This window comes from Cupriavidus sp. 291-E7, from assembly GCF_057798835.1.
This window is the reverse complement of sequence record NZ_JBYOJV010000010.1, coordinates 239471-255852: the sequence shown is the minus strand read 5'-3', so window position 1 is coordinate 255852 and position 16382 is coordinate 239471. Positions and strand designations below refer to the sequence as shown.

The 16382-nt window shown below is 64.3% G+C and carries 11 protein-coding genes; 6 read left to right on the top strand and 5 right to left on the bottom strand.

Translation table 11 applies throughout. The annotated features are described in order from the left end of the window. The first annotated feature begins 54 nt into the window (after positions 1-54). Positions 55-984, top strand: a complete 930-nt coding sequence (locus AC3FLX_RS19435; RefSeq protein ID WP_488698932.1) for a LysR family transcriptional regulator — start codon at positions 55-57, stop codon at positions 982-984. Here the strand turns inward: AC3FLX_RS19435 and paeA are convergent. Then, the gene (gene paeA, locus AC3FLX_RS19430; protein WP_488698931.1) at positions 981-2276 is read right to left on the bottom strand and encodes a polyamine export protein PaeA; all 1296 of its coding nucleotides are present in this window, start codon (positions 2274-2276) and stop codon (positions 981-983) included. The two genes, AC3FLX_RS19435 and paeA, sit on opposite strands and share 4 nt — an antisense overlap. Before the next feature lie 85 nt (positions 2277-2361). After that, positions 2362-3315 (bottom strand): LysR substrate-binding domain-containing protein, encoded by a 954-nt coding sequence (locus tag AC3FLX_RS19425; RefSeq protein WP_488698930.1) that lies wholly within the window; start codon positions 3313-3315, stop codon positions 2362-2364. Positions 3316-3496: 181 nt separating this feature from the next. Between AC3FLX_RS19425 and AC3FLX_RS19420 the strand changes: the two genes are divergently transcribed. The 4 genes from AC3FLX_RS19420 to AC3FLX_RS19405 all read left to right on the top strand — a co-directional run bounded on the left by AC3FLX_RS19420 (position 3497) and on the right by AC3FLX_RS19405 (position 7886). Continuing rightward, entirely contained in the window at positions 3497-4774 is a 1278-nt protein-coding gene (locus AC3FLX_RS19420) for a D-amino acid dehydrogenase (RefSeq protein WP_488698929.1), read from the top strand. Between the two features lie 125 nt (positions 4775-4899). Further along, positions 4900-5808 (top strand): glutamate/aspartate ABC transporter substrate-binding protein, encoded by a 909-nt coding sequence (locus AC3FLX_RS19415; RefSeq protein ID WP_488698928.1) that lies wholly within the window; start codon positions 4900-4902, stop codon positions 5806-5808. Between the two features lie 206 nt (positions 5809-6014). Then, a complete protein-coding gene (locus tag AC3FLX_RS19410) occupies positions 6015-6827 on the top strand; it encodes a transporter substrate-binding domain-containing protein (RefSeq protein WP_488698927.1) in 813 nt (270 codons plus the stop codon). A 399-nt stretch (positions 6828-7226) separates the two neighbouring features. Beyond that, positions 7227-7886: an amino acid ABC transporter permease gene (locus AC3FLX_RS19405; protein WP_488698926.1), complete on the top strand. Its 660-nt coding sequence runs from the start codon at positions 7227-7229 to the stop codon at positions 7884-7886. Here AC3FLX_RS19405 and AC3FLX_RS19400 read toward each other — a convergent pair. The 3 genes from AC3FLX_RS19400 to cphA (AC3FLX_RS19390) form a co-directional block, all read right to left on the bottom strand. Continuing rightward, entirely contained in the window at positions 7880-8380 is a 501-nt protein-coding gene (locus tag AC3FLX_RS19400; RefSeq protein WP_488698925.1) for an SRPBCC family protein, read from the bottom strand. The two genes, AC3FLX_RS19405 and AC3FLX_RS19400, sit on opposite strands and share 7 nt — an antisense overlap. A gap of 165 nt (positions 8381-8545) precedes the next feature. Next, on the bottom strand, positions 8546-11116 hold the full coding sequence (gene cphA, locus AC3FLX_RS19395) for a cyanophycin synthetase (protein WP_488698924.1): 2571 nt from the start codon (positions 11114-11116) through the stop codon (positions 8546-8548). A gap of 33 nt (positions 11117-11149) precedes the next feature. After that, positions 11150-13801 (bottom strand): cyanophycin synthetase, encoded by a 2652-nt coding sequence (gene cphA, locus AC3FLX_RS19390; RefSeq protein WP_488698923.1) that lies wholly within the window; start codon positions 13799-13801, stop codon positions 11150-11152. Positions 13802-14079: 278 nt separating this feature from the next. Between cphA (AC3FLX_RS19390) and AC3FLX_RS19385 the strand changes: the two genes are divergently transcribed. Beyond that, positions 14080-16380: a cyanophycin metabolism-associated ABC transporter gene (locus AC3FLX_RS19385; RefSeq protein ID WP_488698922.1), complete on the top strand. Its 2301-nt coding sequence runs from the start codon at positions 14080-14082 to the stop codon at positions 16378-16380. Positions 16381-16382 lie beyond the last annotated feature (2 nt).

The following is a 16382-nucleotide window of genomic DNA, read 5'->3' as shown; positions in this document are numbered from 1 at the left end:
AATTTCTTCTGCCCATTATTCGCAAAAAGTGAAAAGTCAGGAGACACGTCGCTCATGCGCCACAACGTCACGCTCAAGCAATTGCGCTGTTTTCTTGCCGTAGCCGAAACCGGCTCGTTCACGGCGGCGGCGTTGCGGCTGTGCGTGACGCAATCGGCGTTGACGGCCACCATCCAGCAGTTCGAAGAGTCCGTTGGACTGCGTATGTTCGACCGCACGACGCGGCGCGTGAACCTCACGGATCACGCGGCGCAGTTTCTGCCCGAAGCGCAGCGCGTGGTGAATGGTTTCGACAGTGCGATATCGGATCTGCAGGCGCTTGCGCAGGGCGAGCGCGGGCATATCCGTATCTGCGCGGCGTCATCGGTGATTGGCCAGTTCCTGGTTCCCGCGCTGCCACGCTTCCGCGACGCCTATCCGGGCATCACGATCTCGCTGCGCAATCCCGCGGCGCAGCAGACCGAGCAACTGGTGCTGGAGGGCGAGGTCGATTTTGCGATCGACAGCAAGTACAACGGGCATGACGAACTGGACTACACGCCACTGGTCGTGGATTGCTACGGTGTGGTATTCCATCGCGATTCGCCGCTGGCGCAGGATGATGGCCCGGTGACATGGGATGCACTGCGGCACGGCAAGTACGTGGGCTTCAGCGCCGATACGGGCATCGGCCGCTTTCTGCGCAGCCACGCCGCGCATTGGCCCGAGCTGACGCGCGAGCACGACGAAGTGGAAAGCACGGCCTATCTGTTCGCCATGCTGGCGCGCGGCGGGTATTACTCGGTGCTGCCAGCGCTCGCGTACCAGCGCAATCCTTACCCCGAACTGCTGTTTCGTGCGCTGGAGGCGCCGGGTCTGTCGCGCGAGCTATGCGTGATCACGCGGCCGTTGCGATCGCAGTCGGCCAGCGCGCAACGGCTGCTCGGCATCGTCCGCGACACCCTGAAAGGCCAGGACATGCCGCCGGGCGTCTCAGTGGCTTAAGGCTGCGCGGATGGCAGTCTCGACACCAGCAACTGGTCGATCTTGTGATGGTCGATGTCGAGTACCTCGAAGCGGAAGCCCGCCACCGTGATCGACTCCGACTTCTTGGGAATCCGTTTCAGCGAATAGATGACCAGGCCGGCAGCGGTATCGACATAGTCCTCGCCGGGAATCGTATCGAGTTCGAGCGCTTTTTTCAGGTCGACCAGCGGCGTCAGGCCGTCAACGAGCCATGACGTGGCATCGCGCCGCACGATCTGCTCGTCCTCGGCCGAATACAGGATGTCACCCATCAGCGCACCGACGATGTCGTCCAGCGTGACGATGCCGACCACGAGGCCGTACTCGTTCATGACGACAGCAAAGCTCTCGTGCATTTCGCGGAAGCGCGTCAGCGATTCGGATAGCGTCAGCGTGTCGGGGATCACCAGCACGTTCTTGTCGTAGTGCTTGCCGATGTCGTCCAGGACCGCCGCATTCTCATTGGCCAGCAGCAGCTGCAGGATGTTCTTGGAATCCATGAAGCCGAGCACGTCGTCGATGCTCTTGCCGCAGACCGGATACTGCGCGTGCGGCTGCTTGACCAGCTTGCGGCGCACGCTGTCCGCGGATTCGTCGAGCGTCAGGAACACTACGTCGTCGCGCGGGGTCATGATGGCGGTAATCGGCTTCGAGTCGAGTTCGAACACGTTCTCGATCAGATGCAGCTCGTGCTTGTGCAGCACGCCGGCCTCCGCGCCGGCATCGACCATCGCCGCAATGTCCTCGGTGGTGATCTGGTCCACGGGCTTGGTCGGAATACCGAGCAGTTTAAGCATGGCGTCGGCCGCGGCATTGAACACCCAGACCACGGGTTTGAAGACCTTCAGCATCGTCAGCATCGGACCGATCACGTTGACGGCGCAGGCTTCGGGGAAGGTCATGGCCACGCGCTTGGGGATCAGATCGGCAAACTGGATGAACAGCAGCGTCACCACCAGGAATGAACCGATATTGGCCACGCGCTGCGCGGTATCGGGACTCAGCCAGGGCAGCAGGGCGTCGAAGAGCAGATCGGAGACATGCTTTTCGCCGAGGATACCGGCCAGGATCGCCACGCTGTTCACACCGATCTGCACGACGGTGAAGAAATTGCCGGGTTCTTCCTTGAGCAGCAATACCTTGGTGGCGCGGCGGTCGCCGCGGTCGGATAGGACTTGGAGTTTTGTGCGGCGGGCCGCGGTCAGGGCGATCTCGGAGATCGAGAAGAACGCGCTCGCCAGCACCAGAAGGACAAGGGTCAGGACAAACATAAAGAAGCTCACGCGCCTGTCGAGGCGTGTTGATGATGGTGCACAGGATGGTGCGCTGTCAATTGTCTGCTCAATGTGCCGGCCGCTAACGGACCGCCGGATCGAATTGCGCGGCGGGGATTTCCAGCCGGTCGCCCAGCGTTGCAGCCAGTGCATCCGCTGCCGCGGCGAACTGCGCGTGCATGTCGTCGACCAGGCTCGATGCTCCGCGATGGCTGGCGCGCAGCATATGGATTTCGAATGACAATTCGGGCTGCAGGTCGTGCAATGCGACGTGATCGGGGTTGGCGCTCAGCGCGGTGTACTGGTCCAGCAGTGTCAGGCCAAGACCCGCGTCCACCAGAGCCAGTGCCAGCGAGTACGTCTGAACCTCCAGCGTGGAATGTGGCTCCAGCGCATGGCGGGCCAGCGTCTGCCGTACCAGCAACCCCAGCGAGCTGTCATCGTCGTAGCCAATGAACGGACGTTCCATGACCTTGCGGATCGGCACGGTACCGCGCCGGCCGCCCGATGGCAGCGGCTGCGCGCGGGGCACGGCCAGCAGCATGCGCCCCGTGGCCACCGGTGCGCTGGTGATGGCTTCATGGCGCGGCGGGGAGAACGCAAAGCCGACGTCGATCTGGTTGGCCAGCAGCGCCGCCACGATCTCGTTGGTGTGGTGGGTGAGCACCTGGACCTGCGTTTCGGGGTGCCGCGCACAGAAGCGGCGCACCGCGGGCACCAGCAGTGGATTGGCCAGGCTGGGCGTGGCCGCCACGCGCAGGCGCCCCGCGCCCTTGTGCCGCAGACTCTCCGACACGCGCCGCACGCGCTCCACCTCGCCATATAGCCTTTCGACATCGCCATAGAGCGCCACGGCCTCGGGCGTTGGCTGCAGTCGACCGCGCTGGCGGTCGAACAGGCGGAAACCCAGCGACGCCTCGGCGTGCTGCAGGACACGTGTCACAACGGGCTGCGAGACATGGAGCAGGCGTGCGGCCTCACTGACGGTGCCTGTCAGCATGACGGCACGGAAGACTTCGATCTGGCGCAGGCGCATCGTTGTGGTGCGGGAAATTGCGGAAAAGGTGCGGAAAAATGGTGCCGTGCACTACGGGAAGACCCGGGTGGCGGGACCCATAGCCTGGGGACATATTCTGGCACGTATTCGCATTGGGCAAGCCGTGCGGCGTGTTCTACGCTCTGGCCCATCGTTTGAAATCGGAAGCAAGGCAAGTCAGATGCGGGTAGCGATCGTGGGCGCCGGCGTGGTCGGCATGACCAGCGCGTGGCGATTGGCCAATGACGGCCACGAGGTGACGGTGGTGGAGCGCCACGACGGTCCCGGAGAGGAAACCAGCTTCGCCAACGGCGGTCAGCTCAGCTACAGCTATGTGGCGCCGCTGGCAGGCCCGGGGGTGTTGTCGAAGGTGCCGGGATGGCTGCTGGACCGCGATTCGCCGATGCGTTTCCGGCCGTCGATGGACCCATCGCAGTGGCGCTGGCTGATGGCATTCATACAGGCGTGCAATGCATCGACGAGTGAAGCCACCACGCGCAAGCTGCTGCGGCTGGCCTTTTATTCGCGGGACCTGATGCAGGCGTTCGTGAACCGGCCGGAGGCACGTGAGGAGGGCGGAGGTTTCGATTTCGCGCGGCGCGGCAAGCTGGTGGTGCACCGCGATGCGGCGGCATATGACTCGGCATGCCGATTGCTGGACTACCAGGCCAGCCTGGGCTGCGAGCAACAGGCCTTGGACCGGGACGCGACGATTGCGCTGGAGCCTGCGCTGGCGGGCATCCGTGACGAGATAGCCGGCGCGATCTACACCCCGAGCGAAGAAGTGGGCGATTGCCACCTGTTCTGCGTGTCGCTGGCCCATCTGTTGCAAGGCAACCCCGCCGTGAAGCTGAACTTTGGCACGCGGGTGACGGAACTGATGCGCAGCGGTGACCGCGTGACGGGGCTGCGTACCGACAAGGGGGAGATTGCGGCCGACGTCGTGATCGTGTCTGGCGGCATCGGCAGCGTGCCGCTGTTGCGGCCGGCGGGTATCCGGCCGATGCTGTGGCCGCTCAAGGGGTACAGCATCACGGTACCGATTGCGGATGGTGCGCGGGCCCCGCACATCAGCGTGACGGACTTCGCCAACAAGATCGTCTACGCGCGCATCGGTAACACGCTGCGCGTGGCGGGGATGGCCGACATCGTGCGTGGCGGCGCGGTGATCGACCGGGAGCGTGCGCAGACACTGGTGACGCAGACGCGCGCGGTATTCGGCAACGTGATGAACGGGGCCGACCTGGACGCGCTGCAGCCCTGGGCGGGCCTGCGTCCGGCCACGCCGACGGGGCTGCCGATGATCGGCGAATCGCGGCTGCGCGGGCTTTGGCTGAACCTGGGCCACGGCGCGCTCGGATTCACGCTGGCGATGGGCAGCGCGGGCCTGCTGGCGGATCGCCTTGCGGGCCGGGCCCCGGCCATCGACGCGGAAGATTTCAGTGCAGTGTCGGCCTGACTTTGTCAGCGTCGATGCGAACACGGGTTGTACTGGAAGTTGCAGGAAGTATCTTGAAGTCAGTTGGGTAGTGAGATTGCCTCAAGTTTGCATTTATTAATCCAAGCCCCTTGAAGGAGCGAACCATGAAGTCACTGTCTGTCCGTTCGACCCCCATCCATCGCCTGGTAGCCGCTGCCGTGCTGGCAGGCGCAGCCATCGGTGCCCATGCCGCCGATGGCGATACGCTCAAGAAGATCAAGGACAGCGGCGTGATTTCGCTGGGCTACCGCGAATCGTCGATTCCGTTCTCGTATTCGGACGGCAATCAGGTCATGGGCTATTCCCATGACTATCTGCTGGCCATCGTCGACAAGGTGAAGTCGACGTTGAACATGCCGAACCTGCAGGTCAAGATGACGCCGATCACGTCGCAGAACCGCATTCCGCTGATGCAGAACGGCACGATCGATATCGAGTGCGGCAGCACGACCAACAACACCGAGCGCCAGAAGCAGGTGTCGTTCTCGAACAGCCTGTTCATCTACGGCATTCGCATGCTGACGAAGAAGGATTCGGGCGTGACCGACTTCCCGCAGCTCAAGGGCAAGAACGTGGTGACCACGGCCGGTACCACGGGTGAGCGCCTGCTGGTGAAGATGAATGGCGAAGGCATGAACATGAACCTGACCAGCGCCAAGGACCACGGCCAGGCTTTCCTGATCCTGGAATCGGGCCGCGCCGTTGCATTCGTGATGGATGAACCGCTGCTCTACGGCGAGCGCACCAAGGCCAAGAACGCGGGCGAATGGGTCGTGGCAGGTACGCCGCTGCAGACCGAAAACTACGCCTGCATGTTCCGAAAGGATGATGCTTCGTTCAAGAAGCTCGTGGACGGCGTGGTGGCGGACATCCAGAAGAGCGGCCGTGCCGAGAAGCTCTACACCAAGTGGTTCCTGCAACCGATTCCGCCGCGCAACATCAACATGAACTACGCGCTGTCGCCGGAAATGAAGCAGCTGTTCGCGGAGCCGAACGACAAGGCATTCCAGTAAGCCGGGTTGCACACGGGCGCCTTCGACGGAACACCGGGGAGGGCGTCCTGGCCCGCAGTGCAGAATTGGTTATATAGCCATTTCGAATCGTTATTTCGTGGTCGATAGCATTTGCGATACCTTGGTGCCCGTTATAGGCTCTTAGAGCCGTCGGATTTCCCTCAAAAGGGGCATCGACAGCAAAACCGCATCCCACTGGAGAACATATGCGAACGATTCGATCGGGTTGGTTCAAATCCCTGCTGGCTACCGCGCTGGTGGCAGGCGCCACGGGCCTTGCCGCAACGGCTGCCCATGCCGCCGATCTGCTGGACACGGTCAAGCAGGCTGGCGTGCTGAAGGTCGGCCTGGAAGGAACCTACCCGCCGTTCGGCTATCGCGGTGCCAACAATGAGCTGGATGGCTTCGACGTCGACGTGGCGCGCGCCGTTGCCGGCAAGCTCGGCGTCAAGCCCGAGTTCGTGACGACCGAATGGAGCGCGATCATTGCCGGGCTGCAGGCTGGCAAGTTCGACATCATCGTCAACCAGGTATCGGTGACCCCGCAGCGCAAGCAGGTGCTCGATTTCTCGACGCCCTACGTCTACTCGGCCGCGCAGCTGATCCAGCGTAAGGACGACAAGCGCGAGTTTGCTTCGCTGGACGCGCTCAAGGGCCACAAGCTCGGCGTGAGCCTGGGCAGCAACTACAACGACCTCGCCAAATCGGTGCCCGGCATCGACGTGAAGACTTACCCGGGCGCCCCCGAATACCTGCGTGACCTGGCCGCACAGCGTGTGGATGCCGCGCTCAACGATCGTCTGATGGTCAATTACCTGATCAAGCAGGCCAACCTTCCGCTGCGTCCGGGTGCCGTGCTGCCGGGTGCCAACAGCGAAGTCGCCATCCCGTTCCGCAAGGACAACCCGAAGTTCGCTGCCGCCGTCGACAAGGCGCTGGATGACCTGCGCCGCGATGGCACGCTGGCCAAGCTGTCGAACAAGTGGTTCGGCTCGGATGTGACCAAGCCGCTCAAGTAAAAAGCAGTCGCACAGTCGCACAGTCGCACAGTCGCACAGTCGCACAGTCGCACAGTCGCACAGTCGCAGCGGCCGGAAGTCGCAAATCCATTCTCGGATCTTCCGGTCGCGTATGCGCTTCCAGTCGGCGCGATAGGGATTGATATGCCGCCGGCGCAATGACGGACGTCCTCCGGTAATCCATCCATCGTTCGCCAAAGGCATGGCTTGCCCAAGGCACGGCGTCCCAGCCCGCCAGCACACGGTATCCGTTGAATGCTTGCAGGCGTTTTGCCAGGGATCGTCTGGTACATCATCGCCGCGCGTCTTGAAGGTCAGGGTACTATCCGTGCCGCCCTCCGCCCCGATCACGTATGATCGCGGCATTCCAGGCCCAGATTGACTGACCCAAGCCCCACCATGTCCGCGCTCCAGCTCGTCATCGATTCGCTTCCCGTATTGCTGCAGGGCACGCTGCTCACGCTGAAGTTCGCCGTGTTGTCGATGGTGTTCGGACTGGTAATCGGCATTGTGGTGGCGCTGATGGGCATTGGCCATCAGCGGATTCTCAAACTGATTGCGCGTGTGTACGTCAGTATCATGCGCGGCACGCCGCTGCTGGTGCAGATCTTCGTCGTGTATTACGGATTGCCGGGCATCGGCATCGCGCTGGAGCCAACGCCGGCTGGCGTGCTGACGCTGAGCCTCAACGTCGGCGCCTATCTATCGGAAAGCATGCGCGGCGCCATCCAGGGTGTGGCGCGCGGCCAATGGCTGGCTGCGTACAGCCTGGGCATGACGCCTGTGCAGACGCTGCGCTTCGTGGTCGGCCCGCAGGCGTTGCGGCTGGCGGTGCCGAGTTTGTCGAACAGCCTGATCAGCCTGATCAAGGATACGTCGCTGGTATCGGTCATCACCGTGACCGAACTGCTGCGTACCTCGCAGGAGATCATCGCCGCCACCTACCAGCCGCTGCCACTCTATCTGGCAGCCGCCGCCATCTACTGGATTCTCAGCACCGCGCTATCGGCGTTGCAGCACGTGCTGGAACGGCGCCTGTCGCTGCCGACACGTCACTGAGCCGTCCGCGGTGCCGATGGCGCGGGCGGAGGCTTGGGCGCTTCCACGTTGAGCTGGCGTCCTGTTTCGAGCAGCGTTTTCAGACCAGCCAGGATCAATGGCCAGCCATTACGGCCACCTTGCAGGATCTGCTCGTCCACCGGCTCCTGATGAAGCTCGCTGACCGTCAGCCGCACGGCTTCGTCGCCCACGGCATCGATCTGCCATGTGACAACCACTTCGGGTAACTGGCGGAATGCTTCGAGCCATTCCACGCGCCAGGTGACCGAGAGCCGGTAGGGCGGTTCGGCGGCCAGCACCACGCCTTGCGAATCGACCTTGCCGTCATCCATGCGTAGCACGAACGGGCTGCCCACCTGCCAGTCCGATTCGACGCGGCGTCCAAAGAAGTACTTCACGCTGAGCCCAGGGTCCGTCAGTGCCTGCCACACCTGTTCGGGGCTGGCGGCGATATAGGTCACCACAATGGTCTGGGCGTTCCGAGACGTAGACATGCGCATTCTCCTCGACGACGGCGGGGCAGGGCCGTTGGCGTGGTGACGGGAATGGTGTAACGGATATCGGTACTGTCGCACCGAATGGCGGCGGACGGCAAGAGGAGGAGGCCCCTCCGCCGCACGCAACGCAGTGCGGCGGAAGAGGGGCGGGCGCGGCAGTGCTTACTGCTGCGCGATACGGCCGGCGATGTGGTCCAGTGCTTCTTCCACCTGGTCGATCAGGATCAGGCACAGGTCACCCGGCTGCAGGCGCGCCAACGCCGTGTCGATGGCCAGGTACTCGCCGCGGATTTCCTCGGTGTGGCTGGTACGTTGCGCACCGACCAGACCTTCACGCAGCAGAGCCAGCACTTCGCCGTCTTCGCGGCCGCGCTGGCATTGATCCTGATACAGCAACACGTCGTCGAACACGCCGCCCAGGATCTGCGTCTGCTTGCGGATGTCCTCGTCGCGGCGGTCGCCGGCGCCGCTGATCACGACCACGCGCTTGTTGGAGCGCATCGTCTGCACGGCATTGCACAGCGCCTGGATGGCGTCGGGGTTGTGGCCGTAATCGGCAATCAGCGTGGCGCCCTTGTAGTCGAACACGTTGAAGCGGCCCGGCGCGGTAGCGGCGTCGCTCACGAACGTGGCCAGCGCGCGGCGGATCACGTTCCAGTCGATACCCAGCGCCCACGCCGCGGCAATCGACGACATCGCGTTTTCCACCTGGAAACCGATCGAGCCATTGCGCGTCAGCGGGATATCGGCCAGCGCGAATCGCACGTTGGTGTCGCCTTCGGTGGCCACGATTTCGCCGCCTTCCACGAACACCACGCGCTTGCCCTGGGCGCGATGCAGCGCCATCGTCGGCAGGCCCGGGTCGTGCGCGAAGAACGTGACCGAGCCTGGGCAGGCATCGGCCATGCGCGCGACCATCGGATCGGCGGCGTTCAGCACGGCCATGCCATGCGGCGCCACGTTCTGCACGATCACGCTCTTGAGCACTGCCAGGTCTTCGACGGTGCTGATGTACGACAGGCCAAGGTGGTCGCCTTCGCCGACGTTCGTCACCACGGCCACGTCGCAGCGGTCGAAAGCCAGGCCTTCGCGCAGCAGGCCGCCGCGTGCCGTTTCAAACACGGCGGCGTCCACGTCGGGGTGCAGCAGCACATTGCGCGCGCTGCGCGGGCCGCTGCAGTCGCCGGTGTCGATACGCTGGCCCTGGATATACACGCCGTCGGTGCCGGTCATGCCCATGCGCAGGCCGTTCGATGCCAGGATATGCGTGATCAGGCGGACGGTAGTCGTCTTTCCGTTGGTGCCCGATACGGCCACCACGGGAATCCGGCCGTCGTCGCCGTCGGTGAACATGGTCGAGATGATGGCCTCGCCAACCGCGCGGCCCTTGCCGTACGACGGCTGCAGGTGCATGCGCAGGCCCGGCGCGGCGTTCACTTCGACGATGCCGCCTGCCTGTTCCTCGAACGGCTTGAGCATCGTTTCGCAAACGGCGTCGACACCGCAGATATCAAGGCCGACCATCTGCGCGGCAGCCACGGCGCGCGCGGCGATGTCCGGATGCACGTCGTCGGTCACGTCGGTGGCGCTGCCGCCGGTGGACAGGTTGGCGTTGTTGCGCAGTACCACGCGCACGCCCTTGGCCGGCACGGACTCGGCGGTCAGGCCCTGCTTGGCCAGCGTGGCCAGCGCGATATCGTCGAAGCGGATCTTGGTCAGGGACGTGGCATGGCCCTCGCCACGGCGCGGGTCGCGGTTCACTTCCTCCACGAGCTGGCGCACCGTGTGCGAACCGTCGCCAATCACCTGCGGCGGATCGCGGCGTGCCGCGGCCACCAGGTGCTTGCCCACTACCAGCAGGCGGAAGTCATGACCGGGGATATAGCGTTCGACGATGACATCCGAAGAAATGTCGGCGGCCACTTCATAGGCCGTCATCACTTCCTCGCGCGTGCGGATGCGCACGGCAACGCCCTTGCCCTGATTGCCGTCGCGCGGCTTCACCACGACCGGGCCGTTGATCTCCTGCGCGGCAGCCCAGGCTTCTTCGGCGCCGGTCACGGAACGGCCCAGCGGAACCGGCACGCCAGCCGCGTGCAGCAGGCTCTTGGTCAGTTCCTTGTCCTGTGCGATCGACTCGGACACCGCGCTCGTCATGTCGGTCTCGGCAGCCTGGATGCGGCGCTGCTTGCTGCCCCATCCGAACTGAACCATCGAGCCTTGCGTCAGGCGGCGATACGGAATGCCGCGCGCCACGGCGGCGTAGACGATCGAGCCCGTGCTCGGGCCCAGGCGCACGTCTTCGTCGAGTTCACGCAGGCGGTGCAGCGCGTCATCGAGATCGAACGGCTTGTCATCGCGCGCGGCCAGGCACAGTTGCTCGGCCAGATCGAAGGCCAGGCGGCCCACTTCTTCTTCGCTGTACTGCACCACCACCTGGTAGGTGCCCGGTTCCAGCGTCGGTGCGGCGTGGCTGAACGTGACCGGGCAGCCGGCGGCGGCCTGCAGGCCCAGCGCGGCGGCTTCCAGTGCGTGGGCCATCGACGGCGAGCCGGCCTCGTCGTCGGGGCGCATCGGCGGGATGGCCGGAAAGCGTGCGCGCAGGCGATCTTCGAAACCCGGCAGTTCGGCCAGCAGGTGCGATTGGTCCGAGCAGGCCACGATGGCTTCGATCGCGGTATGCCGACACCAGAGATTCGGGCCACGCAGAGCCCGGATACGAGAGACTTCCATAGAATCGTTTGTCCGTTGTTCTTCCGGCCGGAATCAGGCGCGGCGTCCGCTGCGGCCCATCCACTGGTGCACCTGCTCGACGGTGCTCTCGGTAGAGCCTTCGTCGCACTGCAGGACCAGCAGGTCACCCGCTACCAGCTGCGACAGCGCGGCTTCCACCGCGTCGCGGCGTGCGCCTTCGTCGATGATCTTTGTCACGCGGCGGCCTTCGTACAGGCCCTTCTTCAGCAGCGCGCGGGCTTCGGCATCGGGCAGGTCGCGGCGCACGCTCCGGTCTTCGCACAGGAACACGCGGTCGAACGTCTTGCCGATGGCCTTGCCTTGCAGCACCAGGTCTTCGTCGCGGCGTTGCACGCCAGCGCCGAACACCAGCATGCGGCGCTCGGCCGGGAAGCGGTCCAGCGCGGCAGCCATCGCTTCGAGCGCCGGTGCATTGTGCGCGTCATCGACGATCACCGTGGCGCCGTGGCGCTCGAACATCGTGAAGCGTCCCGGCACGTCCACCTGGCCCACGTCGAACGTGACGATGCCCGCGCGGATCAGATCGTTCGAGATACCCAGTGCCCAGCCCGTGGCCACGGCGGCCAGCACGTTCTCGATCTGGAACGCGACGCGGCCCGCGTAGGTCAGCGGAATGGCCGACACATCGGTCAGCGCGGTTTCGCTGCTGCCGGTGGCCATCACCACCTTGCCGTCGCGCACGAATACGGTGCGCTTGCCAGCGGCACGATGCTCGACGATGGCAGGCAGATCGGCGGACAGACCGAAGAAGATCACGTCGCCATCGCACAGTTCGGCCATTTCGACCAGACGCGCATCGGCGGCGTTCAGCACGGCGGCGCCGGTCTTGAGCACCACGTCGACCTGCGTGCGCAGGACGTTGTACATGCGGTCCTCGTCCTCGACGTAGTAGTCGCCGAGGTGATCGGGCTGGCCGAAGTTCGTGACCACGCCTACCTGGCAGCGGTCGTACGGCAGGCCCTGCGACAGGATCATGCCGCTGTCGTTTTCGAACACCGCGGCTTCCACCGCGCGATTCATCAGGATGCGGTGGCCGGCGTCCCAGCTCGCCTTTTCGCCACGGTCGCCCTTTTCCACCTGGCGGCGGTCCAGGAACAGGCCGTCGCTGCAGGTCAGGCCCGTATGCTTGCCCGACAGCTGCAGCAGGCGCGCCACGAGCTTGGCCACCACGGTCTTGCCATTGGTGCCGGTGATGCCGACCACGGGAATGCGGCCGTCGTCGTCCACGCCGTTCCGGCTGGAGAACAGATGGTCGACGATGGCGCGGCCCACGGGCCGAGGTTCGCCATCGGCCGGCTTGATATGCATGAGCAGGCCGGGTCCGGCATTGACCTCGACGATGGCGCCGCGCTGGTCGGCCAGCGGACGCGAAACGTCCTCCGCCACCAGGTCCACGCCAGCGATGTCCAAGCCGACGATGCGCGCGGCCAGCGCGGCATGCGCGGCAACGCTCGGGTGCACGCGGTCGGTCACGTCGAAGGCCACGTTGCCGTTGCGCTGGATCAGCACGGTGCGGCCCTCGGGCGGCACGGCGTTGCCATCGGCATAGCCCTGGCGCTTCAGTTCCAGGCGCGCGGCGGAATCCAGTCGCACGCGGTTCAACGGATGATCCTCGGTGCTGCCACGGCGCGGATCGGAATTGATCTGCGATTCGATCAGTTCGTCGATGGTCTGCTTGCCATCGCCGACGACCGAGGCCGTCTCGCCCATTGCGCAGGCCACCATGCGGCCGCCGACGATCAGCAGGCGGTGCTCGTTGCCGGGCACGAAGCGCTCGACGATCACGCCGCTGCCTTCCTCGATCGCCACGCCGTAGGCGGTTTCCACTTCCTCGCGCGTCATCAGGTTCGTGAACACGCCGCGGCCGTGGTTGCCGTCATAGGGCTTGACCACCACGGGCACGCCGATGCTTTCGGCTGCGTCCCAGGCGTCCTCGGGGCTTTCGACCATGCGGCCTTCCGGCACCGGCACGCCGCACGACTCCAGCAGGGTCTTGGTCAGGTCCTTGTCGCGCGAAATGGATTCGGCGATGGCGCTCGTGCGGTCGGTCTCGGCCGTCCAGATACGGCGCTGGCGCGCGCCGTATCCGAGCTGCACCAGGTTTCCGTCGGACAGCCGGATCGATGGGATGTCGCGGTCGTCGGCGGCATCGACGATGCACGCCGTGCTCGGTCCCAGGCAATGTTCGTCGACCAGGCGGCGCAGGTTGTCCACGGCGGCCGGCACGTCGAACGGACGGTCCTCGATGGCAGCCATGACCAGGTCGCGCGCGGTGAACAGTGCGGCACGTGTCACCTGCTCGTGCCAGGCGCGCACGATGACCTTGTAGACGCCGCGCACCGGGGTCTCGCGGGCTTTGCCGAAGCCGCCGGGCATGCCCGCCAGGTTCTGCAGCTCAAGCGTAACGTGTTCCAGGATGTGGCCCGGCCATGTGCCTTCCTTGAGTCGCATCAGGAAGCCGCCGCGCACGCCTGGGCTGCAGCGGTGCTCGATCAGCGTGGGTAGCCATGCCGACAGGCGCTCGTAGAACCCCGGAATCTTGTTGGAGGGGAAATCCTCCAGTTCGCCGATATCGACCCATGCCTCCAGCACTGGCCGATATGTCCACATATTCGGGCCGCGCAGCGACATGACATCGAAAATCTCAATGTCCTTCTTTTTCATTGAATTTGCTTGAGGCAGTGGGCGAGTGCCCGGGAAATGGAAAGCCTAATCTTTCGTTAACGTTACTGTAGCCTCAGGGTTGACCCTTCGTTACCCTTCAGAGGCCGGCAACGCATTGTGCAGCGCACCAAGGCGCCCGCTTGTTTGCGTTATGTATACTTGCGGGCAAAATTGCGGTCCGCCAGCCTGGTTGACCGCTTAAATTGTTTCAAGTTATGTCCGTATTTGATCCATTTTTTGGGCTTGCGGACGCGCTTTTATCGCATTTTGCGCCAACAATGACCCAGTCCTCCCCGTCTGCTTCCACCCACCCCGGCCCGCAAGGTCCCTGGGCTGCCGAACTTGGCACCGGCCTGCTTCCCGGGGAAACCGTCCTGGCCGGGCTGATGCTGGACCTGGACGCAAGGCTGCATTTTACCCAAGGGTGGCTGATTGTGACGGATCGTCGTCTGATCTCTCGCTCTCCGGGTGAAAAAGACCTTCGCAGCTGGGACATCACACCAGGCTTGACACTGTCCCACGGGGACCATGCAGGCGTGGGCACGCTGGAACTGTCCGATGGTGAGCGCCGTCTGGGCAACTGGCGCTACACGCTTGGTTACAATCCCGACGCATTGCGGCTGGCCGATCAGTTCGATGCGCGGCGCGACATGCTGGCTACGGGGCAGGTGACCGAGCCCGACGCCGACATCTGCCCCACCTGCAAAGCGCCGATCCCACCGGGCGAGGAACAGTGCCCGCAATGCAGCCGGGAACTCGAGACGCCGCCGTCCACCTGGGCGCTGTTGCGTCTGTGGCGCTTTGCGCAGCCGTATCGCTGGGAACTGCTGGGCGGGTTCCTGCTGCTGCTGCTGGGTACAGCCGCCACGCTGGTGCCGCCGTACCTGACCATGCCCCTGATGGACAAGGTGCTGATTCCGTATCAGAACGGTCTGCCGATCGACTACGACCTGGTCAAGCTCTACCTGGCCGGCCTGCTGGGCGCCGCGCTGGTGGCGTGGGCACTGGGCTGGGCACGTACATACCTGCTGGCTCGCGTTTCCGAACGCATCAGCGCGGACCTGCGTACCACCACCTACGAACATCTGCTCAAGCTTTCCCTCGAATATTTCGGCGGCAAGCGTACGGGCGACCTGATGGCGCGTATCGGTTCCGAAAGCGACCGCATCAGCGTGTTCCTGTCGCTGCACCTGCTCGACTTCGCCACCGATGTGCTGATGATCGCCATGACGTCGATCATCCTGATTTCCATCAATCCGTGGCTGGCACTGGTCACGCTGGTGCCGCTGCCGTTCATCGCGTGGATGATCCACTTGGTGCGTGACCGTCTGCGGCACGGCTTCGAGAAGATCGACCGGATCTGGTCCGAGATCACCAATGTGCTGGCCGACACCATTCCAGGCATTCGCGTGGTCAAGGCGTTCGCGCAGGAAAAGCGCGAGGTGGTGCGCTTCCGCGAAGCCAACCGCCACAATCTGGCGATCAATGACCGCGTGAACGCGGTGTGGTCGCTGTTCACGCCGACCGTAACGCTGCTGACCGAGGTGGGCCTGCTTGTGGTGTGGATCTTCGGCATCTGGCAGGTCAGCCACAACGCGATTACCGTCGGTGTGCTGGTGGCCTTCCTGACCTACATCAGCCGCTTCTATACCCGGCTTGATTCGATGAGCCGCATTGTGTCCGTCACGCAAAAGGCGGCAGCGGGCGCCAAGCGGATCTTCGATATTCTCGATCACGTGTCGAGCGTGCCGGAGCCACAGAAACCCGTGCATCTGCAGAATGTGCAGGGCGCCATCGAGATGCGTGACCTGGGCTTCCGCTACGGCAACCGCGCGGTGATCCGTGGCCTGAACCTGACGATCCAGCCCGGCGAGATGATCGGTCTGGTGGGGCACAGCGGGTCGGGCAAGAGCACGCTGGTGAACCTGATCTGCCGTTTCTACGATGTGTCCGAAGGCGCGATCCGTGTGGACGGTGTCGATATCCGTTCGCTGCCGGTCTCCGAGTTCCGTCGCAATATCGGCCTGGTGCTGCAGGAACCGTTCCTGTTCTTCGGCACCATCGCGGACAACATCGCCTATGGCAAGCCCGATGCCACGCGCGAGGAAATCGTCGCCGCCGCGCGCGCGGCGCATGCGCATGAGTTCATCCTGCGCCTGCCGCATGGTTATGACTCGCTCGTGGGTGAACGTGGCCAGGCGCTGTCCGGCGGTGAACGGCAACGGATTTCGATTGCCCGGGCTCTGCTGATCGATCCGCGCATCCTGATCATGGATGAGGCGACGTCGTCGGTGGATACCACGACCGAGAAGGAAATCCAGAAGGCGCTGGACAACCTGGTGCAGGGTCGCACGACGATCGCCATCGCGCACCGGCTCTCCACGCTCCGCAAGGCCGACCGGCTGGTGGTGATGGATCGCGGCCAGATCGTCGAAGTGGGCAGCCACGACGAACTGCTGGCCCGCGAAGGAGCCTATTACAAGCTGTATCAGGCGCAGGCGCGCAATGTCGATACGGAGGCGGAGGACGCCAGCGAAGGCAATCGCGTCGAGTCGGCGGAGCCGGTCAGTGCCCAATAATC